General features: G+C 57.6%; 18 protein-coding genes. 8 read left to right on the forward strand and 10 right to left on the reverse strand.

The window, feature by feature from the left end; all coding sequences use genetic code 11:
- The first annotated feature begins 141 nt into the window (after window positions 1–141).
- From gpmI to GOW56_RS04285, 3 genes are read left to right on the forward strand one after another with little or no spacing between them, the layout of a single operon-like run.
- Entirely contained in the window at window positions 142–1,659 is a 1,518-nt protein-coding gene (gene gpmI, locus GOW56_RS04275; RefSeq protein ID WP_171205068.1) for a 2,3-bisphosphoglycerate-independent phosphoglycerate mutase, read from the forward strand.
- Window positions 1,656–2,786: a murein hydrolase activator EnvC gene (locus tag GOW56_RS04280; protein ID WP_171205069.1), complete on the forward strand. Its 1,131-nt coding sequence runs from the start codon at window positions 1,656–1,658 to the stop codon at window positions 2,784–2,786. The genes gpmI and GOW56_RS04280 overlap by 4 nt, the downstream gene beginning before the upstream one ends.
- A 6-nt stretch (window positions 2,787–2,792) precedes the next feature.
- Window positions 2,793–4,133 carry a S41 family peptidase gene (locus GOW56_RS04285; RefSeq protein WP_171119151.1) on the forward strand — a complete coding sequence of 447 codons (1,341 nt, stop codon included), beginning with the start codon at window positions 2,793–2,795 and terminating at the stop codon, window positions 4,131–4,133.
- A 42-nt stretch (window positions 4,134–4,175) separates the two neighbouring features.
- Here GOW56_RS04285 and GOW56_RS04290 read toward each other — a convergent pair whose 3' ends face one another.
- The 3 genes from GOW56_RS04290 to GOW56_RS04300 all read right to left on the reverse strand — a co-directional run bounded on the left by GOW56_RS04290 (window position 4,176) and on the right by GOW56_RS04300 (window position 6,913).
- Window positions 4,176–5,702 (reverse strand): MFS transporter, encoded by a 1,527-nt coding sequence (locus tag GOW56_RS04290; protein WP_171205070.1) that lies wholly within the window; start codon window positions 5,700–5,702, stop codon window positions 4,176–4,178.
- A gap of 78 nt (window positions 5,703–5,780) precedes the next feature.
- Window positions 5,781–6,140 carry a hypothetical protein gene (locus tag GOW56_RS04295; protein WP_171205071.1) on the reverse strand — a complete coding sequence of 120 codons (360 nt, stop codon included), beginning with the start codon at window positions 6,138–6,140 and terminating at the stop codon, window positions 5,781–5,783.
- Between the two features lie 11 nt (window positions 6,141–6,151).
- On the reverse strand, window positions 6,152–6,913 hold the full coding sequence (locus GOW56_RS04300) for a DUF6478 family protein (protein ID WP_171205072.1): 762 nt from the start codon (window positions 6,911–6,913) through the stop codon (window positions 6,152–6,154).
- Between the two features lie 252 nt (window positions 6,914–7,165).
- Between GOW56_RS04300 and GOW56_RS04305 the strand changes: the two genes are divergently transcribed.
- The 4 genes from GOW56_RS04305 to GOW56_RS04320 are packed head-to-tail and all read left to right on the forward strand — an operon-like array spanning window position 7,166 to window position 13,411.
- The gene (locus GOW56_RS04305) at window positions 7,166–10,273 is read left to right on the forward strand and encodes an ABC transporter transmembrane domain-containing protein (protein ID WP_171205073.1); all 3,108 of its coding nucleotides are present in this window, start codon (window positions 7,166–7,168) and stop codon (window positions 10,271–10,273) included.
- Window positions 10,266–11,150, forward strand: coding sequence for a CPBP family intramembrane glutamic endopeptidase (locus tag GOW56_RS04310; protein ID WP_171205074.1), 885 nt, complete (start codon window positions 10,266–10,268; stop codon window positions 11,148–11,150). The genes GOW56_RS04305 and GOW56_RS04310 overlap by 8 nt, the downstream gene beginning before the upstream one ends.
- 60 nt (window positions 11,151–11,210) lie before the next feature.
- Entirely contained in the window at window positions 11,211–12,140 is a 930-nt protein-coding gene (gene accD / locus GOW56_RS04315) for an acetyl-CoA carboxylase, carboxyltransferase subunit beta (RefSeq protein ID WP_171205075.1), read from the forward strand.
- Window positions 12,137–13,411 (forward strand): folylpolyglutamate synthase/dihydrofolate synthase family protein, encoded by a 1,275-nt coding sequence (locus GOW56_RS04320; protein WP_171205076.1) that lies wholly within the window; start codon window positions 12,137–12,139, stop codon window positions 13,409–13,411. The genes accD and GOW56_RS04320 overlap by 4 nt, the downstream gene beginning before the upstream one ends.
- Before the next feature lie 60 nt (window positions 13,412–13,471).
- On the opposite strand, the gene zapE is transcribed toward GOW56_RS04320, so the two are convergent.
- Complete coding sequence (zapE, locus tag GOW56_RS04325) at window positions 13,472–14,539, reverse strand: cell division protein ZapE (RefSeq protein ID WP_171205077.1); 1,068 nt, start codon at window positions 14,537–14,539, stop codon at window positions 13,472–13,474.
- Between the two features lie 148 nt (window positions 14,540–14,687).
- Here zapE and GOW56_RS04330 point away from each other — a divergent pair, with 148 nt between their 5' ends.
- A complete protein-coding gene (locus GOW56_RS04330) occupies window positions 14,688–15,923 on the forward strand; it encodes an MFS transporter (RefSeq protein ID WP_171205078.1) in 1,236 nt (411 codons plus the stop codon).
- Window positions 15,924–15,968: 45 nt separating this feature from the next.
- Here GOW56_RS04330 and GOW56_RS04335 read toward each other — a convergent pair whose 3' ends face one another.
- From GOW56_RS04335 to GOW56_RS04360, 6 genes are all read right to left on the reverse strand, one after another.
- The gene (locus GOW56_RS04335) at window positions 15,969–18,008 is read right to left on the reverse strand and encodes a bifunctional aldolase/short-chain dehydrogenase (RefSeq protein WP_217358786.1); all 2,040 of its coding nucleotides are present in this window, start codon (window positions 18,006–18,008) and stop codon (window positions 15,969–15,971) included.
- A gap of 75 nt (window positions 18,009–18,083) precedes the next feature.
- The gene (gene mtnA, locus GOW56_RS04340) at window positions 18,084–19,178 is read right to left on the reverse strand and encodes an S-methyl-5-thioribose-1-phosphate isomerase (protein WP_171205079.1); all 1,095 of its coding nucleotides are present in this window, start codon (window positions 19,176–19,178) and stop codon (window positions 18,084–18,086) included.
- A gap of 121 nt (window positions 19,179–19,299) precedes the next feature.
- Window positions 19,300–19,755 (reverse strand): YaiI/YqxD family protein, encoded by a 456-nt coding sequence (locus tag GOW56_RS04345; RefSeq protein WP_171205080.1) that lies wholly within the window; start codon window positions 19,753–19,755, stop codon window positions 19,300–19,302.
- Window positions 19,752–21,209 carry a Si-specific NAD(P)(+) transhydrogenase gene (gene sthA, locus GOW56_RS04350; protein ID WP_152460208.1) on the reverse strand — a complete coding sequence of 486 codons (1,458 nt, stop codon included), beginning with the start codon at window positions 21,207–21,209 and terminating at the stop codon, window positions 19,752–19,754. The genes GOW56_RS04345 and sthA overlap by 4 nt, the downstream gene beginning before the upstream one ends.
- A 3-nt stretch (window positions 21,210–21,212) precedes the next feature.
- Complete coding sequence (gene fghA, locus GOW56_RS04355; RefSeq protein WP_171205081.1) at window positions 21,213–22,046, reverse strand: S-formylglutathione hydrolase; 834 nt, start codon at window positions 22,044–22,046, stop codon at window positions 21,213–21,215.
- Window positions 22,047–22,149: 103 nt separating this feature from the next.
- Window positions 22,150–23,079 (reverse strand): AEC family transporter, encoded by a 930-nt coding sequence (locus GOW56_RS04360; RefSeq protein WP_171205082.1) that lies wholly within the window; start codon window positions 23,077–23,079, stop codon window positions 22,150–22,152.
- Window positions 23,080–23,172 lie beyond the last annotated feature (93 nt).

The following is a 23,172-nucleotide window of genomic DNA, read 5'->3' on the forward strand; positions in this document are numbered from 1 at the left end:
GCAGCGGCTCATTGTCCTCCAGCGATGGGCCGAAGCCGCCAGGCCGTTTGATTAAATCTGCGTAAATTGCCGCAAAGATGGTTCACCCCTTGCCGGCCAGACGCTAGAAGAAGACCCAAGAGCAGTAATCGGAGAATTTCAATGCCAACCCCCAAACCCGTTGTTCTGTGCATTCTTGATGGGTGGGGCGTGTCAGACGACACACAGGCGAATGCGCCCTATCTGGCGAACACGCCGACCTTTGACGCGATCATGGCCAAATGCCCGCACGCCACGCTGACAACGCATGGCCCGGACGTAGGTCTGCCCAGTGGGCAGATGGGTAACTCCGAAGTCGGTCATACAAATATAGGTGCGGGCCGCGTTGTGGCCATGGATCTGGGGCAGATCGACCTGGCCATCGAAGACGGTTCGTTCTTTGGCAACGAGGCATTGCAGGCATTCATTTCCAAGGTCAAATCCTCTGGGGGGACGGCTCATCTCATGGGGTTGGTCTCGGACGGTGGTGTTCACGGGCACCTGAACCACATCATCGCTGCAACCAAGGCCATTACGGATGCCGGTGTTCCGGTCGCCCTTCATGCGGTCACGGATGGGCGCGACGTGGCCCCAAAATCTGCGCTGACCTATTTTTCCAAGTTGGAAGAACGGCTGCCCGAGGGGGCACGTGTCGTCACGGTAAGCGGTCGCTATTTCGCCATGGATCGCGACAATCGCTGGGAGCGGATCGCAGAAGCTTATGACGCGATGATCAACGGCAAGGGCAGGGCGGCCGACACCGCACATGGCGCTGTGGACCATGCCTACAACCAGTCTGAGTCTGACGAATTCATTACGCCGACCGTGTTGCAAGGTTACAAGGGCGTATCCGACGGCGATGGCTTTTTCTGTCTAAATTTCCGTGCAGATCGTGCTCGCGAAATCCTGCGCGCGATTGGTGAACCGGGCTTTGCTGAGTTCGAAACCGGGCCGCGGCCGAAACTGTCGGCGCTGCTGGGCATGGTAGAGTATTCGGACGGTCACAACGCATATATGACCGCGGTTTTTCCGAAACGGGCGATTGTGAACACGCTCGGGGAATGGGTCGCCAAGCAGGGGTTGCGTCAGTTCCGGCTGGCTGAAACCGAAAAATACCCCCATGTCACTTTTTTCCTGAACGGGGGCAAGGAGACACCTGAAAAAGGTGAAGATCGCTATATGCCCAAATCACCCAAGGTTGCGACCTATGATTTGCAACCCGAGATGTCCTCGGCCGAGGTCACAGCCAAGTTTGTCGAGGCGATCGAACAAGGTTACGACCTGATCGTAACCAATTACGCCAACCCTGATATGGTCGGGCATACCGGCGACCTTCAAGCTGCGATTAAGGCATGCGAAGCCGTTGATGCAGGATTGGCTCAGGTCGTTGCTGCCTTGGAAAAAGCAGGCGGCGCAATGATCCTCACCGCCGATCACGGTAATTGTGAAGTGATGGTTGATCCGGAAACCGGCGGTCCGCATACGGCGCACACGCTGAACCCGGTGCCCATAGCTTTGGTCGGAGGGCCAGAAGGCGCGCAGGTGCGTCAGGGGCGGTTGTCTGATCTGGCGCCGACCCTGCTTGATTTGATGAACCTGCCCAAACCGCCGGAAATGACCGGAGAAAGCCTGCTGTCATGAGGCTGACCGCCCTTGCGATTGTGCTGCTTTCAGCTTGTCAGGCCTTTGCCCAGGACGACGCTTCTCGGGCAGCACTGGATGCGGCAAGGATGCTGGAACAGGCGTCGATCTCGCTGAGCGAAGCAGACGGCGCAAGGGATCGGGTGCGGGCGCTGACCGAAACGATACAAGCCTATGAGGCCGGGCTGAGCGCGATGCGGACCGGTCTGCGCAAGGCTGCAACACGCGAAGCGCAACTGAGCGCGCAATTGAGCGCGCGTGAAAAGGACGTCAGGCAGTTGCTTGGCATCTTGCAGACCATCGAAACGACCGCGCCGCCAGTGCTGATGCTGCACCCGTCAGGCCCATTGGGCGCGGCGCGGGCCGGAATGATGCTGTCCGAGGTGACGCCTGGGCTCAATGCAAAAGCGCAAGCGCTGGCAGAGGACCTGCAAGAGGTTCAGACCCTGCGTCTGCTGCAACAAAGCGCCTCGGAAACTTTGACCGAAGGGCTGCGCGGTGTGCAGGATGCCCGCACGCGATTGAGCGAAGCGATTGCCGACCGCACTGATTTGCCGCGTCGGTTTGTCGAAGACCCGGTGCGCACGGCCATTCTGATTTCTTCGACCGAGACTCTGGATGGTTTTGCAAGCGGTCTGTCAGAGATTTCAGAAGGCGAGATCATTGAAACCGACGCAAGCATCCTGGATCAGAAAGGACAGATTCCCTTGCCGGTGCAGGGCGTTTTGCTGCACAAGGCCGGTGAACCGGACGCCGCAGGGGTCGCCCGCGCTGGTCTGGTCATCGGCACCCGTTCCCGTGCGCTTGTAACATCCCCCACTGCGGCCACGATCCGCTATCGCGGGCCATTGCTGGATTTGGGAAACCTTGTCATTCTGGAGCCGCAACCGGGCCTGTTGTTCGTGTTTTCGGGCTTGCAAGAGGTCTATGGTCAACCCGGGCAGGTGATCCCCAAAGGCACTCCGGTTGGCCTGATGCCGGGTGAAATGCCGGAAATCGGCGCAATATTGTCAACAAGCGGTGATGGCACTGGAACTGATCGCCCAGAAACGCTCTATATAGAGGTAAGAGAAGACAACACCCCGGTGGACCCGGAAACTTGGTTTCGGACCGACAAGGATGGATAAACGAGTATGAAGAAATTTGTGATGGCCGGTTTGGCCGGAACTGTGGCAGGCATTCTTGCGACAACACAGATCGCAGGTCCCCTGCTGGCGCAGGAGGCTGTGAACAAGGCCAGCGTCTATGAACAGCTTGACCTGTTTGGTGACATTTTCGAACGCATCCGTGCGCAATATGTCGAAGAGGTCGAGCCCGAAGAACTTATCGAGGCGGCAATCGATGGAATGCTGACCTCTCTTGATCCGCATTCCAGTTATCTTTCACCCGATGATGCGGAACAGATGCGCGTGCAGACCCGGGGCGAGTTCGGTGGACTGGGTATTGAGGTCACGCAGGAAGACGGTTTTGTCAAAGTCGTGTCTCCCATCGACGACACACCCGCTGACGAGGCCGGGATCGAAGCCGGAGATTTCATCACACATGTGGATGGCGAAAGCATTCTGGGCCTGACGCTGGACAAGGCGGTGGATCTGATGCGGGGTCCGGTCGGCTCCGAGATCGTTATTACCGTCGTGCGCGAAGGTGAACCTGATCCCTTCGATGTCACCATTATCCGTGACACGATCAAGCTGACCGCCGTTCGCGCCCGCACCGAAGGCACAAGTGTCGTCCTGCGGGTAACGACCTTTAATGATCAGACATTCCCCAACCTACAGGAAGGGTTGAAGGAACAGATCGAAGAAGCTGGTGGCATCGACAAGGTCAATGGTGTCGTACTGGACCTGCGCAACAACCCGGGCGGTCTGTTAACACAGGCCATCAAAGTTTCGGATGCGTTCCTGAACGAAGGGGAAATCGTCTCGACCCGTGGACGGGACCCGGAAGAGGGTGAGCGTTTCAATGCCACCCCCGGCGATCTGGCGGAAGGCAAACCCATTGTCGTGTTGATCAATGGTGGTTCGGCCTCGGCATCTGAAATCGTCGCGGGCGCGCTTCAGGATCATCGCCGGGCCATCGTAGTCGGCACCAAAAGCTTCGGCAAAGGGTCGGTTCAGACGGTGATGCCGCTTCGGGGTGATGGTGCGATGCGCCTGACCACGTCCCGGTATTACACCCCATCAGGGCGGTCGATTCAGGCTCTGGGTGTCAGCCCTGATATTATCGTGGAACAACCCCGTCCGGCGCCAGAACCGGAAGAGGAAGAAACCAACGCCCGTTCGCGCTCGGAGGCCGATCTGCGCGGTAGCCTCAACAATGACAGTCTGAGCGAAGATGAGATCCGCCAGATCGAAGAAGATCGCGCCAAGGCCGAGGCAACCGCAGAGCTGAGGGAAGAGGATTACCAGCTGGCCTATGCCATCGATATCCTGAAGGGGCTGTCGGCCTTCAACCCCAACGGGCCGTCACAGTAAAATGGTTAGGGCTGCGGATGTCGCAGCCCTTGGCTCCCGGCTTTAGCTTTCGATCCGGTGCAGTTTCTTTTCGTCGAGAAGCAGCACCAGAACGAGACCGACCGAGACGGACAAGGCCGAAAAGACGAAAGCCATACTCATCCCGCTGTCAAAGGCCGCCGACAATGCCCGTTGAACCGTCTCTGCTTCGCTGGATGACAACCGGCTGATTACCGCATGGGCGGACGGCGTTTCAAGTGTTCCGCCGTTGATCGTGCGAAGCTCTGCTTCGGTCAACTTGATGCCCGAAGCGGCCACATACTGGCGAAGCTCAGACAGGCTGACGACGTACATAATGGCCGTGGCACAGGCGACAGAGATTGCGCCGTAAACCAGGTGGGTCATGAAGCTCAGGCCGCCAACCAGCCCAGCCCGTTCCGGCTTTACGGCACACATTGCGGCGGTGCCGGACGGCCCAACCGTCAATGTTGCGCCCAGCCCGATCATCGCCATGCCGGGCAGGATGCGAAAGTACCCCAGATCATCGGGCAGCACGACAATGGTCGCAGCGCCGATCGTTGCGATCAGATATCCCCAAAACAGCAGCCGCTTGGGGCCGAAATCATTGTAAAGCGTGCCCGAAACAATTGATCCCACGGCAAGCAACACGGTCAGCGGCGCCAAGCCCAGTGCCGATTCAAACGTCGACCAGCCCAGCACCTTTTGCATGTATTGGGGAAAATACAGCAGCCCCACAAATGCCGCGGACACGTTGAACATGTTCAGGCCAAGGGTGATGCGAAACTCGCGGTTTTGCATCATCTGCGGCAAAAGCAGCGGCTCTGTCACGTGTTTCTCGACTTTGGGGAACAGAATGAAAAGCGCAGCACTGATGAAAAACAGCATCAACAACGGAACGGATGTCCACCCCCAGTCCGCGCCCACATCCAAACCGTAAAGCAGCAGCAAAACGGCAAAGGACAATACACCCATTCCGGCGAGGTCGAGGTGTTCATCCGGTTTGTGCTGTGTTTCGCGCTCCATCAGGATCAGCGCGGTGGCCATCGAAATGCAGGAAAAGACCACATTGGCGAGGAAAAAGTAGCGCCACTCTCCCAAGTTCACGGCCAATCCGCTGAGCATCGGACCAAACACGTTTCCGGTGGTCACACCTGCCAGAATTAGCCCCATCACCAAGGCTCGATGTTCTGGCTTTGATACTTTGGTTGCCCCGAAGGCCAGCGTGCAGGGCCATACACAACCCGCGCCGATGCCTTGCAGCGCACGCGAAATGACAAGAAAATCAAGACTGGGCGAAACAAAGCACATGACCGAGGAAAACAGAAAGATCGACAGGCCAAAAAGCATCATTCTGCGGTGGCCGTACATGTCGCCAAGCCGCCCGCCTGCGACCATGGTCATGGCGAAAAACAAGGCATAAATGTTCAGAACCCATTGGGTGCTGGTGATATCGGCGTCAAAGCTGCTTTCGATCGCAGGCACCAGCATCAGGGCGCCGGTAAAATCAATACCGATGCCAAATCCGGTAACCATCAAAGCGATGACTTTGACTATGCTGCTGCGATCCATGACAAGGCGCGATCCGCTCTGAAAACGCCAATGATGCACGAATCTGGCAAGATTGACAGGAAAACCAGCAGGAACGGATTAGGGGTCGTCTCGGCAAATCCGGCGGAAAGCGCGTTTCAGCATATCCAGTTCAGCCCGCAGCAAATCAATTTCGGCCCTTAGATCATCTGCGGCGGGCTCACCGGCAATCACCGTGAAGCTTCCCAGTTTTTCGGTTGTGGGTGCATCTGCAACGACGAACGTGTGCACGCCTTCGGATAGGGCTGCAACAGGCACCCGTATGCGCAAGTCCCATCCGTCTTCTGCGGGCGACAGGTCAACATCGCTCAGGGCTTCGCCCTGATAGCTTACCTCGGGGTTAGGCGTACTGCTGGCTTGAATGTGGCCTTGCCAGATTCCGTTTTCGAACCGGATGAAGGTTAGCTTGGTCTGCGTCATGACTGATCTTCTCACAAATCGGCACGATGAAAACGGCAAAACGTAAGATCCCGCACCACCATGCGGTTCATCTCGGGCGTTTCAAAAATCAAATCCAGCCAGATTTTTTCGATCCTGCGCTCATTCAGGGGGAGATGCGCCAGATCAAAATCCACGGCCTTTGATACCTCGCTGGGATCAAGGCTTCGCAACACCTGTTCCATATTGGGCCCGTGCTGAATGTTGAGGCGCGCGAAAACGCCCGATGGCTTTTCACACTCGATCAGGGTTTCCAGCCTCACAAGATGCTCGCGCGTTAGATGAATTGCAGCATCCACAGGCAATTCAACCGAAACGGACAGGAAGGACCCCCCAAAGCTGAAAACCTCGATCACGAGACTGAACGGAGCCAGATCTCTGTCCGCTCTGTTCCGGACTTGCCGAACGGCAATTTCAGAAAGCGGGCAGTCGTGGAACACGCTGACCTGACTGTCCAGAACGGTCTTTCGCGAGGCCGAAGCCACACCCGGTTGCGTCAGGGGCGCACGCCATAGGTCGGGGCGGCAGCTCCAGTCTGTTCCGACGGGTTTGGGAAACTGCGTTGACCCAATCGTTGGCCGGATCAGGCGACTGTCCGCCTGCTGAATCAGATGATCAAGATGCCTGCGCAAGCCGCGGGCCTGATCCCGTTGCAAGCGCAAATCTGCCTGGCTGGCATACGGCGCCTGATGCGCGGCTCGACGCCAGCGCCCCAGAATCTTGCGATGAAAATAGCGATCCAGAATCCTGCCCATGGCCACGTCGTCCGATAATGCCCGGCCTTAGTCAAGGACAACAGCATGAACAAAGCCGCAATAACGGAATTGCTATCGAAGCCTTGTGTTTTCCTGTTGGGGTCCCTCCATAATTTGGTTAGGCGCAACATGCTGAAACTGAACCGGTCTATTCTTGCAATGTACCGGGTCAGTGCTTACCGTTTGGCACCTGCAAAGTGGGTCATCCCAAGAACAGCCACACAACAGTTTAGCGCATGACAAGGCCAGGTTATGGAGTCCACTTTATTTGCCTTCATTTGGAAATATTCGAAGAAACAGCAACTTGTTCTTCTTCTGCTGACGGTCCTGTCGTTCCCGTTTCTTTACGCCTCGCTGGAACTGCCCAAACAAATCATCAACGACGCAATCGGCGCGCCGGGTGACACGGTAACCATCTGGAACTTCACCGTGACGCAGGTTCAGTATCTGATGATACTGTGCGTTGCATTTCTGGCGACGGTGATCGCGAGCGGTGTCATGAAGATGCGCATCAACACGATGAAGGGCGTCCTAGCCGAGCGCATGCTGCGGCGCCTGCGCTATACGTTGATTCAACGGTCGATGCGGTTTCCGAAATCCTATTTTGCGACCACCAGCCAGGGTGAGCTGGTATCGATGATCACGTCCGAGGCCGAACCGATGGGTGGCCTGATGGGGGATGCCATCGCGCAGCCGGTTTTCCAGTTCGGCCAGATGATGACGATCGTTACGTTCCTGTTCATGCAAAGCGTTTGGTTCGGACTTGCCAGTATCGCGCTGATCCCGCTTCAGGCCTGGCTGATCCCCAAGCTTCAGCGGCAAATCAACCTTCTGAACAAGGACCGCATTCAGGAAGTTCGACGTCTGAGCTCGGAGATCGGCGAAACTGCGGCGGGTATCAGCGATCTGCGGACCAACGGAGGGTGGCGCTATCGCCTTGCGCAATTCAGCCATCGGCTGGGGAAACTGTTCGAGATCCGTTTCAAGATCTACAACAAAAAATTCTTCATGAAGTTCCTCAACAACCTGATAACTCAGATGACACCCTTCCTGTTTTATTCAGTGGGAGGATATCTGGCGATTACCGGTGAGGTGACCGTAGGTGCGCTGGTTGCCGCGTTGGGCGCCTACAAGGATCTGAGCGGCCCATGGAAGGATCTGCTGACCTATTACAATCAGGTACAGGACATGTCTTTGCGGTGGGAAATCGTCACCGAGAGATTTGCACCGGGCAACATGATACCGGAAGAGCTTTTCGAGGGTGAGCCTGAAACCATTCCGCGTCTGACTGGCGACATAGAGCTGCGAAATGTGACAGTTCGCGATAGCGATGGTAAAACCGTTCTCGAAGATCTCGATCTGACCATTCCGCGCGGCGCGCGCGTCGCAATTCAGTCTGGACAGGCGTCGGAACGCAGTGCGTTGGGACAGCTTCTGACTCGAGAGGTGTTGCCGGCTCAGGGTGAGGTGATCATAGCCGGGCATAATCTGCGGGGTCTGCATCAGGCCGTCATCGCGGCCCGGATCGGCTATGCCTATTCGCGCCCTTACCTGTTTGACGGGACATTGGGCGACAACCTCATGATGCCTTTGCGCACGCATCCACGACATCAAGCAAGTACGCTCAAGGCCCCGACGCGGTGGCAAATCGAAGCTGTTCGTGCAGGCAATTCACCGGATTCTCTGGACGATGAATGGATTGACCCGGGTCTCGCCGGTCTTGACGATATCGACGACATACGTGACTGGTGGTTCCAGCTGGTGGAAGCGATGGGCATCGACGAGTTCATGTTCCGCCGCACTTTGCGTACGCAGTTCGACCCGGAAATTCACCCGGTTCTGGCACAGGAAGTTGTCAATTTACGAGGGACCATCGCTGAGCGCCTGGCAGAAAAGGGGCTTGATCGATATGTGTACCGGTTCGACCCTGATCGCTTTAACCCGGCAGTTCCGCTGGGCGGAAACCTGTTGTTCGCGGCACCATCCAAGGACATTTCTCCGGATATTTTGGCGGGTGACGAACGGTTCGTTCAGATGCTCAGGGCCCATGATATGGTTGAAGACGTGATCAGCATCTCTCAGGCCGTCATGGACACGCTCAGCAAGACCTTCGGGCGGGACGGGGCGGATCACCCGCTGTTCCTAAGGCTTGGCATGTCCAAGGATATGTATCACAAATTGCTGGATATCGAAGAACGGCGCAAAGCCAAGGGTGATATGGCCGTGAGCGACCAGGAGCGCGCATTGCTATTGACGGTGCCGTTCCTGTTGACGGCCGAGCAGATCGGCCCAAACTTCCCGGAAGAATACAAGGAAAAGATTCTTGCCATCCGCAAAAGTCAGGCCAAGCGGCTGCGGGATGCGATGGGCGGCATGTTCATGTCAGTTGCGCCGGACATCTATGTGCCACGTCTGACCGTGATGGAAAATGCGATCTACGGCCGGGTTTCGTTGATGGCCGGTGCACACGCGGACGAAATAGAAGACGTTGTGGCCGAAGCCATGAACGAAGCCGGCCTGCGACGCCGTGCAGCTGCCATCATCTACGATTTGCCAGCAGGCCTGGGCGGGAACAATCTGCCGACCGTCTTTCAGGAGCGTGCCGCGTTCTCACGCGCGGGGATCAAACGGCCTGACGTCCTGATTCTGGACAGGGCCCTGGCAAGTCACGATTCCGAAAGCCGGTTGCGCACCCGCCTGAAACTGCGGGAATTGTTGCCGGATTCCATCATGATCTTTATGGAAGATCACTTTGCACATCCCGAAGCGTATGATCTGTTTGTGGAAATCAAGGATGGTCGTATCGACGGTGTGTCTCGATCCAAATCCACGCCAGAAGACAGCACGTCTGACGATCTGAGCCGCAAGCTCGAGATCATTTCCGCGACCGAGTTGTTTTCCGGTGTGGATGGCCGCAACCAGCGGCTGCTTGCTTTCTCAGCGCAATGGTACGAAGCAGCAGCGGGGCAAGTCATCTTCTCGCGTGGTCAGGCGCCCGACGCGGCGTATCTGTGCGTCTCGGGGCAGGCCAGGCTGGACTGGCCCACGGATGATGGACAAAAACGCCCGATCTCGATCATCGAGCCCGGGCGACTGATCGGTGATCTCTCGATCATCACGGGAGAGCCCAGACAACTGGATCTGGTCGCCATCGAAGATTGCAGTTTCCTGCGTATCGGTGCCGAGGAACTGCGTGCCGTGGTCGAAAGCGATGCTTCGGTTGCGACGCAATTGCTACAGACTGTTGCGGGGTATCTGACTACGTTGTCCACAAGAATCAATGCGGCGCAGAACCCCGAGGAACTGCTCCCGACCATTACGGATCAGGCGATTCAGGAAAGCACGGACAATAATGCCTAAAGCATATTCCGCTCATGACCATCTGGTCGAAACCGCACACGGCAAACCGGAAATCTGGCGCCTGTTGCTGGGGCTCTTGCTGGTTGCCGTGCTGGTCAGCGTTCTGAACATGGTGTTTTTTACCGTGGTTGCCGGGATGGGCTCGGAAAGCTGGGCGCAGACGCTTCTGATGGGCGGTTCACCCCTCGCGCTGCTGTTGCTGTTGGCCAGCTTCGGTTTCATCATTCTGGGCGTGGCCGTCGCCGCGCGGCAGGTTCAGCACAGGTCATTGGTGTCCATTGTCGGCGGGTACCGATTGGCAGCGGGTCAATTCCTGAAAGTGTTGAAAGCATTGCTTATTTTGGGCGTTGTCGGGTTCCTGCTGCCGCCTTACGGCTTTGGCGGATCTCTGTCGCAGAACCTGCCATTGTCGACCTGGCTTCTTCTGTTGCCGGTCTCAGCCCTGGTTGTTCTGGTGCAGACCAGCGCCGAAGAGCTGTTGTTCCGAGGCTATATTCAGCAAACCCTGGCAGCCAGATTCCAATCCCCTGTCATCTGGATGGGGGTACCATCCATCCTGTTTGCAATTGGACATTACACGCCCGACATGGCTGGCGACAACGCGCTGCTGATTGCGCTGTGGGCTTGCGTTTTCGGTCTGCTGACGTCGGACCTGACGGCACGGGCCGGAACATTGGGGCCAGCTATCGCCTTGCATTTTTTCAACAACATCATTGCGTTGCTGTTCATCTCGTTGCCTGACAACCTGAACGGGCTGGCCCTGTTCACCCTTCCGTTCGATGCATCTGATGCCGAACAGCTTCGTCCCTGGCTTCTGGTGGACCTTGCCGTGATGTTCGTTTGCTGGCTGGCCGCGCGACTTGCGCTCAGGCGTTGATTGCAATTCCTTCCGTGGCGTCCTATTTGACGTCAACACCGCACAAGCCAAGGTTCCGACATGAACTGGATCACAAACTACGTCCGCCCCCGGATAAACTCGATCTTCTCACGCCGCGAAGTGCCTGAAAACCTCTGGCACAAATGCGACGAATGCGGAACGATGCTGTTCCATCGCGAGCTGGCGGAAAACCAGAATGTCTGCACACAGTGCGACCACCACATGGCGATCACGCCGCGTGAGCGGTTCAAGCACTTGTTTGACGGCGGGATCTTTACGGAACTCGAGGTGCCTGCGCCAAAAGACGACCCGTTGCAATTCCGCGATCAGAAGAAATACCCCGACCGCATGAAGGCAGCGCAGAAGAAGACCGGCGAAAAGGAAGCCATGCTGGTCGCCTTGGGTGAAATCGGCCGCACCCCAATCGTGGCCGCCGCGCAGGACTTTTCGTTCATGGGCGGATCGATGGGGATGTATGTCGGCAACGCGATCATCGCTGCCGCGCAGGAAGCGGTAAAACTCAAGCGTCCTCTGATCCTTTTCTCGGCTGCCGGTGGCGCCCGTATGCAGGAAGGTATCCTCAGCCTGATGCAGATGCCGCGCACCACTGTGGCAGTCGAGATGCTGAAGGAAGCCAACCTGCCATATATCGTTGTTCTGACTCATCCGACGACTGGCGGGGTCACTGCATCTTATGCGATGCTGGGCGATGTCCATATCTCGGAACCCAATGCGCTGATCTGCTTTGCCGGGCCTCGCGTGATCGAGCAGACGATCCGCGAAAAACTGCCCGAAGGCTTTCAACGCGCCGAATACCTGCTGGATCACGGGATGCTGGACCGTGTCACCAGACGTACCGAAATGCGCGATGAACTGATTACCATCACGCGGATGCTGATGAATCTGCCGCCGGCGATCAAGGGCGATCTGCCTGCACCGGAACCAACCGACGCAATCGAGGCCCCCGCCGAAGAGACAGATCAGAAATGACGACCAAGACGTCCGACGCCATCCTCGACCGGATGATGGCGCTGCACCCCAAGATCATTGATCTGACCTTGGACCGCGTCTGGCGTCTGCTGGCGGCACTGGACAATCCGCAGCTGAAATTGCCGCCGGTCATCCATATTGCCGGAACCAACGGCAAGGGCTCGACTCAGGCAATGATCAGAGCGGGGCTGGAAGGGGCAGGGCGCTCGGTACATGCCTATACCTCGCCGCATCTGGCCCGTTTTCATGAACGTATTCGATTGGCCGGAGAGCTGATCTCGGAGCCAGAGCTGACGGCGGTTCTGGATGAATGCTACGCTGCCAATGGCGGCGAAAACATCACTTATTTCGAGATCACCACATGCGCCGCCCTGTTGGCCTTTGCCCGCGCCAAGGCAGATTTCACATTGCTCGAGGTCGGGCTGGGCGGGCGTCTGGACGCCACAAACGTGATTGAAAGCCCGGCCGTCACGGTTGTCACTCCCGTATCCATCGACCATGAACAGTTCCTGGGTGATACTTTGGGCAAGATCGCGGCGGAAAAAGCGGGCATCATCAAGCCAGGCGTTCCGTGCATTGTCGGCCCGCAACGGGACGAAGCGCTTGAGGTCATCGAATACACGGCCGCCCGATTGGGTGCGCCTTTGTTGGTTCATGGTCAGCACTGGCACGTACAGGAAGAAAACGGGCGTTTGATTTATCAGGACGAAACCGGTTTGCGGGATGTGCCTCTGCCCAACCTTCTGGGCGCACATCAGATTCAGAATGCGGGCGCAGCGTTGGCAGTTCTGCGCCATCTGAACATGGGCGACGACGCATACGAAGCTGCCGTGACCAAGGCCGAATGGCCGGCGCGAATGCAGCGTCTGAAATCTGGCCCGCTCGTCGATCAGGCCCCGCAGGCCGAGATTTGGCTGGATGGTGGTCACAACGCCGCCGCCGGAATCGCGTTGGCGGATGTGCTGACGAACCTGCCGCAAAAACCCACGCACATGATCTGCGGCATGCTCAACACCAAGGATGTGACAGGGTATCTTGCACCTCTGGCAGAAAAGGCGACAAGTCTGACAGCCGTGTCCATTCCGGGTGAGACCGCAACGCTCAGCGCGGAAGAAACGGCTGCGGCTGCGGCCAAGGTCAACCTTCCCGCATCCACCGCTGACAGCGTATCGGACGCATTGAAAGTGATCACGGACACTGACCCGCAGGCGCGTGTTCTGATCTGCGGCTCGCTCTATCTGGCTGGAAAAATTCTGCAAGAAAACGCGTAGTTGCGTTCCGGCCTCATGATCTGGCTGACACACTGTCTTGGCGCGGGCGATACGGGCGGATCAGCGCCCCTGTCGCCCCCAATCCTGATCCTGCATTTCCCGCAGGCGTGATGCCGTGCGTTCAAATTCGAAGGTTCCTTCGCCTTCGACATACAGCATCTCGGGTTCGGCGGCAGCCGAGCAGATCAAACGCACCCTGGCTTCGTAAAGCGCATCAATCAGGGTGACAAAACGTTTGGCCTCGTTGAAATTGTTGCGTGACAGGCGTGGGATGTCCTCAAGCACCAGCAGCTTTACCTCTTCGGCGATCGCAAGATAATCACCCGGCCCAAGCATGCGGCCACACAGATCATAGAATGAAGCCCGCGCCACCCCGTTGCGAAAGGCGGGCAATTCAACGGCCCGGCCTTTGACGTGCAACACAAGCGGATCAGCGGGTCCACCGGCAAGATCTGTCCAGACTTCTCTGATCTTCTGCCGGGCTTCTGGGCCAATCGGAGTGAAATAGACCGGGGCACCCTCCAACCGGTTCTGCCGATAGTCCGTGGGCGACACCAATTCCCACACCTGCAACTGCTCTTTGATATGGGCAATGAAGGGCAGGAACAGTTGCCGGTTCAGCCCATCCTTGTACAGATCGTCGGGATGCCTGTTCGACGTGGTAACCACGACCACGCCGCCCTCGTGCAACAAGTCAAACAGCCGCCCGACAATCATTGCGTCCGTAATGTCGGTGATCTGCATTTCGTCAAACGCGAGCAAGCGAACTGAATTGACCACCTCCTGCGCCACCGGTGCCAGGGCATCCTCGACATTCTGTTGCCGGGCCTTGTGCATTCCAGCGTGAATCTCCTGCATGAAAGCGTGAAAATGCACGCGCCGTGCAGGGATATTGCCCAGCGTATCGACGAACATGTCCATCAGCATGGATTTCCCACGCCCGACACCGCCCCAGAGGTACAGTCCTTTAGGTGGCGGAGGCGCCTTGCGAAAGAGCCCTCGTTTTACCGGCTTGGACAGCGCCGCCCGGATGCGTTCGAATTGGGGCAGAACGGCCTCTTGCGCGTCGTCGCGTGTCAGCGTTCCGTCCGCAATGCGGGCCTCGTAAAGCGAAATAAGATCCGTCATGAATCCGAGCCTTACCCGTCGTCTCGGCCGTTGAAAAGAAGCCATTTTTGGCGACACATCAATTTTGTTTATCCGTGACCGCAAATCTGCTGAATTGACGGTGACACCAAAAGTAATACGGTCCTTCGGACGTAACGCCTGAGGTCCCATGTCTCAATCCGCCCGCTTGTTGAATCCGATTCTGATTGTCGGATGTATCATCATCACGGTCAGCTTCGCTGTTCGTGCGTCGTTCGGCGTATTCCAGATTCCGATAGCCGATGAGTTCGGCTGGCTGCGGACCGATTTCTCGATGGCGATTGCAATTCAGAATCTGGCCTGGGGCATCGGGCAGCCGATCTTTGCTGCGATTGCCGAAAAGGTGGGCGACCGCCGAGCCATCATCCTCGGCGCTCTCACTTACGCGGCTGGCATGGTGCTGACGGCATGGTCCGTTACGCCGTTCGAGCATCAGATATACGCGTGGCTGGTGGGTTTCGGCATCGCCGGGACCGGGTTTGGTGTGGTTCTGGCGGTTGTCGGACGCGCGTCCACCGATGAAAACCGGTCCATGTCGCTGGCCATCGTTACCGCTGCGGGCAGCTTTGGGCAGGTTCTGGGGGCGCCGACCGCTGAATGGCTGCTGACTTTCCTGCCTTGGCAGCAGGTTTTTGTCGTGTTCGCCGCGGCAATTCTTGCCCTTGTGCTGACCTTGCCCTTCATGCGCGCACCCCAGCCCGTTTCGAAGGCAGAGATGCAAGAAAGCATGAGCGAGATTCTGGGCAAGGCGTTCCGCGACCCTTCCTATGCGCTGATATTTCTGGGTTTTTTCAGCTGCGGATACCAGCTGGGTTTCATCACCGCGCATTTCCCGGCTTTCGTGACCGAGATGTGTGGACCAATCCAGCCCGGAGGCGTACTGCATTCCATCGGGATCACCTCCACATCCGCACTTGGTGCGGTGTCGATTTCATTGATCGGTCTGGCCAATATCGGCGGTACGCTGCTGGCGGGTTGGGCCGGCAACCACTTTCCGAAAAAGTACCTTCTGGCCGCGGTTTATACGGGCCGGACGATTGCCGCGGCTTTGTTCATCGTGTTCCCGATCACACCCCTTACGGTCATCGTGTTCTCGCTGGTGATGGGATCGCTTTGGCTGGCCACCGTGCCGCTGACTTCGGGTCTCGTCGCGCATCTTTACGGTTTGCGCTATATGGGAACGCTCTATGGTTTTATCTTCCTGAGCCACCAGATCGGCAGCTTCCTGGGCGTCTGGCTTGGCGGACGCATGTACGACCAGTATGGCGACTACAACATGGTTTGGTGGATCGGGGTCGCGATAGGTGCCTTCAGCGCCATAGTCCACCTGCCGATCCGAGAGAACCGAACGGCAGTTCCTGCCTGAGGCACATCGATACGCCACAGGCAGGGAACCAATCGGGCAAAGGCGTTACCGAAGTTCGGCCTCGGTATTGCCGCCATCCACCGTCACGACATGACCGGTGGTGCGTTCCATCAGCGCCAGCGCAACAAAGGCGTTCGCGACATGCTTCGCCTCGACTTCGCGGCCCAGCAGGTTGCCTGACATATAGGTCTCCTCGGAAACGCCACGTGCGGCAGCGCGTTCCTGAATGAACCCATCCGTCAGCAGGCCAGACCGAATTCGGTCTGCATTCACCCCATTCACACGGATCCCATATTCGGCCAATTCAAGCGTCAACTGGCGCAATAGGAACAGGGTGGCGGCTTTTGGCGTGCCGTAAGCCCCCATGTTCCGCCCCGGGTTGATCGCCTGTTTGGAGATATTGAACAGGATCTGACCGCCGCGGCCCTGAGCTTGCATCACTCGGGCAGCCTGTGTCGCAAATGCCTTGTGCGCGAAGAAATTCAGTTCAAAAGCCGCGCGGAACTCGTCGTCACCAAGATCCAGCAAAGCACCCGAAGTCGCCGACCCGGCATTCGATACCATTACATCGATCCCACCAAACCGGTGTATCGCCGCCGCAATCGCGGCATCTGCGGCGCCTCTCTCGGTTACGTCGCAGGCATATGTCGAATGCCATGTGCCAAGTGTCGATTTGGCTTCGGCCAACGCCCGTTCATCCTGGTCCACCAGAACGACATTTGCACCGGCGTCAGCAAAGGCCTTGGCGGTGGCCAGACCTATCGCCCCTGCACCGCCGGTCACCATCACAATCCTGCCCTGAAGCGGAGGTGGTGAGCTTTTGCCCAGCTTCGCCTGTTCCAATGACCAGTATTCACAATCAAAGCGATCTTTTTCATTGATGGGAAAAAAACCGCCCGCGTCTTCGCCCACTGTTCGAACCCGCAGGTTTTGTTCCGCAAGATCTGCCGCTGCCGAGGCAGCCTTTGCGTTCGGGCCCATTCCCAGGATCCCCACGCCCTCGATCCAGGCATGCTTGGGGTCTTGGGGCAGCAGTTTCTTGGGTTCGTCGGCCTGCGGCGCCTGCCGTTCAAAATACGCCCGATAGTCTTTGGCAAACTCTTCGACCTTTGCCTTGATCCGCGACCGCCCCCCAGACAAATCCGACGCGCGCAATACAAGTGGGCAGCCTTTTGTCCGTAATACGTGATCCGGCGACGCCATGCCCCGCTGGGCCAATGAATCAATATCCGGACGATCAAAAAACTGCATGACATCCGGCCCGTTGCGGAGGTCAAAAACCGGCATCGGGTCATCCCGTTGGGCCGCCACTTCGGCGATGACCCCGCGCAGGATCGGCAATACCTCAAGATTCTCAGCTGGATCGCGACGGCCAATTGTCGTCAGGTCCTTCATTCCGAAATAGGCAGCAACCTCGTTGGTATGCGCCACGATCCGGTCATAGCTTTCCTGCGCCGACGCGCCGAACGTGAAATGCCCGTGCTGAAGCAGCAGAAGCCCTTCGACATTCGGGTTTTCGTCAAATACCTCGGCCGCCTTTTTGGCCAGCCCGAAGCCAGGCATGATATAGGGCACAATGCCCAGTCGGTCGCCAAAAATCTCGCGGCAGACATCCTTGGCATTTGGCAGATCGGCGAGCACCAGAAAGGGTGTCGCGTGCGTGTGATCCACATATTTATGCGGCAGAAATGCATGCAACAATGTTTCCACAGAGGGGTTCGGAGAACCCGAATCCAACAGATTGGCGCGCTGAACATTGACCATCTGCGCGTCTGACAGATGGTCCAATGCGCGCAGTTTCATCAAAGGATCAAGCCACACACCTGGCAGGCCCGGCGCCTCGATGCTGTCCAGATCCCACCCAGATCCCTTGACATGCAGAACGCTCTGCGGATCGCCGAACAGATCAGGGCGTTCCAGTTTGACCGACGTGTTGCCTCCTCCGTGCATCAGGAGGTCCGGGTTCTGACCGATCAGCCGCGAGGTATAGACACGTTCGCCCAGCTCCTGATCTGCGGGATCTGTTCCGGCCCGATCCCGCCATTTCCGTGCCTCGTCGGCCCTGTACCAGTTTTCAATCATCATTCATTCTCAGCAAGTTAAGCGGGTGCATGATCCGCGTGGGCGATTGCACAATTCAGGACTGTGCTAAACAAAGTGTTAACCAGCCCGTTCGGGAAACAACCGGGCAAGCCCGTCGGCAGAAGCCTCGCTGACGCCGCGCTCGGTGATAAGCCCCGTCACCAGCCGGTTTGGGGTGACATCAAAGGCAGGATTGCCACCTTCCGTGCCATCCGGCGTCACGCGTACATCCGAGATACTCCCCTGCTCATCAACCCCCATGACATGAGTGACTTCCCTGGCATCACGTTCTTCGATCGGGATTTCGGCCACACCGTCGCGAACGGTCCAGTCAATCGTGGGTGAGGGCAGGGCGACATAAAATGGCACACCGTTGTCCCGCGCAGCCAAAGCTTTCAGATAGGTCCCGATCTTGTTGCAAACATCACCTTGGGCCGTGGTTCGGTCCGTGCCCGTAATCACCAAATCAACCAGGCCGTGCTGCATCAAATGACCGCCGGCATTGTCCACGATGTAACGATGTGGAATGCCATGTTCGCCCAATTCCCAGGATGTCAGCGCTCCCTGGTTGCGTGGTCTGGTTTCATCCACCCAGACGTGCAAGGGGATGCCCGCGTCATGTGCGTGATACATCGGGCTTGTGGCCGTGCCCCAATCCACAGTCGCCAGCCATCCCGCATTGCAATGCGTCAGCAACCGAACCGGTTCTCCGGCGGGTTTTCGGGCCGCGATATCCTTGATCAGTTCAAACCCGTGCCGGCCGATTGCGGCGTTGATCTCGACATCTTCGTCTGCAATCTCCTGCGCCAGCGACCAGGCGCGCTCGGCACGGTCACCCGGAGCAAGCGGCATCAGCGCTTCTCGGCATCTATCCAACGCCCAGCGCAGGTTGATTGCCGTGGGTCGGGTTGCATGCAAAACGTCATACGCGGCGTCAAAGGAGGCTTCGGAACTGTCCCGAGACATCTGCTCGGCAATTCCAAACGCAGCGGTCGCGCCTATCAAGGGTGCGCCCCTGACCCACATATCCCGTATCGCAGCTGCAAATTCATCAAGGGTTTTCAGGGTTACGACCCGAAAATCATGCGGCAACCACCTTTGGTCGATGATCCGAACCACGCCTGCCGGTTTGTCCCACCAAATAGACCGATAATGGGTGCCTTGTACTTTCATAACGCAGTCTCCGTATTCGAAAAGCCTGATCGGAATTCAAGCACAGGGTGCGTTCTAATGAGGTACTTGTAAACGGGCGTTTCGGAATTCGGGTTAGTAATTGATCCGGCAAAAGGAATGATCATCCCTTTCTGGCGGCACGTATTTCCCGTTCCAAGGCGTCCAGAAACCGCGAGCGGTCGGCTTTGCCGAAGGGTCGCCCACCGCCGCCGGTTCCCAACGGATTGGCCGCGCGCAGATCGGCCATCAAGTCACGCATTGCCAGTTGTTGGCCAATATTTGCCGCAGTGAAGGTTTCACCATTCGGGCGCAGCACGCGTGCGCCCGCTTCGACGCATTTTGCGGCCAAAGGGATGTCAGACGTTATGACGACATCCCCTTCTCCACAGCGGTCGGCAATCCATTTGTCGGCCTCATCCGCGCCTTCGGAAACGACAATGACCTGTACCAGCGGGTTGGCCGATGGACGAAGCCCGCCATTGGACACCAACGCCATCGGCACTTTGTGCCGCGTCGCGACCCGTTCGGCCTCGGCTTTTACGGGACAGGCATCGCCATCGACATACAGCGTCGTCACGCCTTCTTTGCCTCTTTCTTTGCTGGTTCCACCGGTTTCTTTTTGACTTTGAATTCCTCGGGTATAGGCATGCGGTTGAACGCATCTAGGCCCGCGATTTTATACGCTTCGGCAAGTGTCGGGTAGTTGAACGTGTTCTGAACGAAGTAGTCCACCGTACCTTTCAGGTTCAGCACGGCCTGCGCGATATGGATCAACTCCGTCGCGCCTTCACCAACGATCTGGACGCCCAGCACCCTGCGGGTCTTGAGCGAGAACAGCATTTTCAACATGCCGTGTTCCAGCCCCATGATATGCCCGCGTGACGTCTCGCGGAATCGTGCGACACCGACCTCGTAGGGGATGTTGCGCTCCTGCAATTCTTCTTCCGACATTCCGCAGGTTGATATTTCGGGCACTGAATAGATGCCATAGGGGTACCACGGGCTTTCCGGCAGCGTGGGCGTTTCAAGCGCGTGACAGGCAGCCACGCGCCCCTGCTGCAAAGAGGTTGATGCCAGCGACGGATGTCCGATCACATCGCCCGTGGCATAGATATGCGGTACCGCCGTTTGATATGTCTTGCGGTCTACCTTGATCCGGTTGCGGTGGTCCGTCTCCAGCCCGACGGCATCCAGATTGAGTTTGGACGTCGCCCCCATGCGTCCGGCCGCAAACAGAAGCATTTCAGCGCGAACGTGGCGACCGTTTTCAAGGGTCACTTCCACATGTTCACCGGCGTCTTCAATTTTCTCGACAGCCGAGCCCAAACGCAGGTCGACACCGTTTTCCCGGATCTGATGGGTAAAGTCGTGGATCAACCGGCTGTCGATGAAATCCAGAAACGTGTCGCGGGGTTCAATCAGCGTCACACGCACGTCCAGGGCTGAAAACATCGTGGCATATTCCACGCCAATGACCCCGGCACCGATAACGACCAGCGAGCGCGGAATCTCTGCCATTTCCAGAAATTCGTCACCATCCACCACCGTCTTGCCGTTGAACGGGACATAATCCGGGCGATAGGTTTTCGTGCCTGTCGCGATCAGGAACTTCGCGGCCGTCACACGCGTTGTTTCCCCGGCATCGGTTGCGACCTCTACTTCGTGCGGCCCGACAAATCTGGCCAGACCGTCCAAGGTTTCGACGTGGTTCCTGTTGAACTGATGCTCCAACACATCGACTTCATGGTCGAGGGTCATATGCAGGCGGGCTTTCAAGTCTTCTGCCCGGATCTGATCCTTTACCCGGTATGAACGCCCGTAAAAGCTGCGCTCGCGCCAGCCCGACAGGTTCAGAACCGTTTCGCGCAGGGTCTTGGACGGAATCGTACCGGTGTGGACAGAGACGCCACCAAAACGGTCTTTGCGGTCGATGACCAGCACACGCCGTTTCAGTTTGCCTGCCTGAATCGCCGCAGAACGCCCGGAAGGCCCCGACCCTATGATGATCAGGTCATAATCGTAGCTGCTCATCCCTCAGTCTCCGTACAGTGCCTCGGCATGGAAGATGACGTGATCTTCCATAAACGTGGACACAAAGAAGTACGAATGATCGTAACCCGGCTGGAAGCGATACGTCGCTTGCTGGCGACGTTCGGCGATGGCTTGCGCCAACGCTTCGGGGCGCAGAAAATCCATGAACTGATCGTTTGCACCGGTGTCGATCAGGATCGGACCGTCGAAGCCGGTTTTCTTCATCAACAAGGACGCATCGTGTTTTGACCAAAGCGCTTCGTCGTCACCAAGGTAGGCGCTCAGCTGTTTGCGGCCCCAATCCGCTCCGGTCGGGTTCGAGATCGGCGCAAAGGCTGACACCGAACGGAAGCGTCCGGGCAGGTTCATGGCAAGTGTCAGGGCGCCGTGCCCCCCCATGGAATGGCCCGTAATGGCCTGGCGTTCGCTGTCGATGGCGAAGTTTTCGCACAGCAGGGCGGGCAGCTCTTCGGCAACATAGTCCCACATCCGAAAATGCGGTGCCCAGGGTTCCTGTGTTGCGTTCACATAGAACCCCGCGCCCTGACCCAGGTCGTAATCTTCGTGATCTGCGACGCCGTCACCACGCGGTGACGTATCTGGAAACACCACGGCAATTCCCTGTTCCGCGGCCCACGCCTGAGCCCCGGCTTTGGTCATCGCGTTTTCATGGGTGCAGGTCAATCCCGACAAATACCAAAGAACCGGGACCGGGCCGTCCTTGGCCTCGGCTGGAAGAAACTGGCCAAAAGTCATGTCACACTTGCACGACGAGGAAGCGTGGCGGTACACGCCCTGCACACCGCCGAAACAGGCATTTTCCGAAATGGTTTCCATCAGGCACCGTCCTTGTTTTCGAGTCGCAACATGGCTAACGATCCGCGGACCCGGCGTAAAGTCTGTGCGCCTTCGTTGAGAGTATTTTTCGAAAAGGTGAAGGTCAGAATGTGCCCGCCCAGGCGATCACCATCGGCACGGTGAGAATACTTACGATTGTGGATAGAAGGATTGCCGCCGACGCGCGATGCGGGGCAATGCCGTAATGCGCGGCCAGCATGTAAACATTGCCCGCCACAGGCAAAGCAGCGGCAGAGATGGCAACAGTTGCGGGAAAAGTATCAATCGGTATCAGCCATAACAGAGCGACCGCAACGCAGGCCGGATGGATCACCAGTTTGCAGAAGCTCAACCATGCCGCGATCTGGACACGTTCAGCCGACTTGTCTGCCAATGATGCACCAATGGCGAACAATGCACCCGGAGTTGCTGCCCCACCGAGAATGATAAGAAAATCGCCAAGAGGTTCAGGAACAGGCAATTGCAGCGAGGACCAGATGAGACCGGCCGAGATGGATACGATCATGGGATTGCGGACCAAACCCAGTCCGATCAGCTTGAAGGTGGTCGGGGTCAATCTACCGTCACGGCCGCCGTTGATCAGGATCACGATGAGGGAAGAGAACACGACCAGATCGACGGTCAGGACCAGCATCACGGGCCCGATCGCAGCCTCGGAGAACAAAAGGGAAAGCATGGGCAGCCCGAGGAACCCGACATTGCCGATGGCCGCGCACTGAGCCTCGACCGCAGCAGTCGGAATGTCGAGCCCGCGCAGCCAGGCGATGGCCGACGCCAGAACGTAAACGGTCATGGTTCCCAGCAGATATCCTAGGATGAGCCGGGCATTGAAAATCTCGGCAAAGGGAAGGGTGGCTGCAAAGCGAAACAGCATCGCTGAAAGCGCAAAGTAAAAGACGAACTTGGTCAGATAGGCCGTGGCTTCAGCCGTGAAGAACCGCGTGCGCCCCGCCCAAAAGCCCAGGCCGATGATCGCGAAAAACGGAAGGGTGCGCAGAAAGATTTCGACCATGGGCCAAGTCCTAGCACGGTTTGAACGCGCTGCAAGTACCCGACATCAAAGCAAATGCATCGTCAGCTTCGCTGAAATATTCGAGAATCGTTG

Origin of the sequence: Ruegeria sp. HKCCA0235A (assembly GCF_013033235.1) — a bacterium.
In the GTDB taxonomy this organism is placed as follows: domain Bacteria; phylum Pseudomonadota; class Alphaproteobacteria; order Rhodobacterales; family Rhodobacteraceae; genus Ruegeria.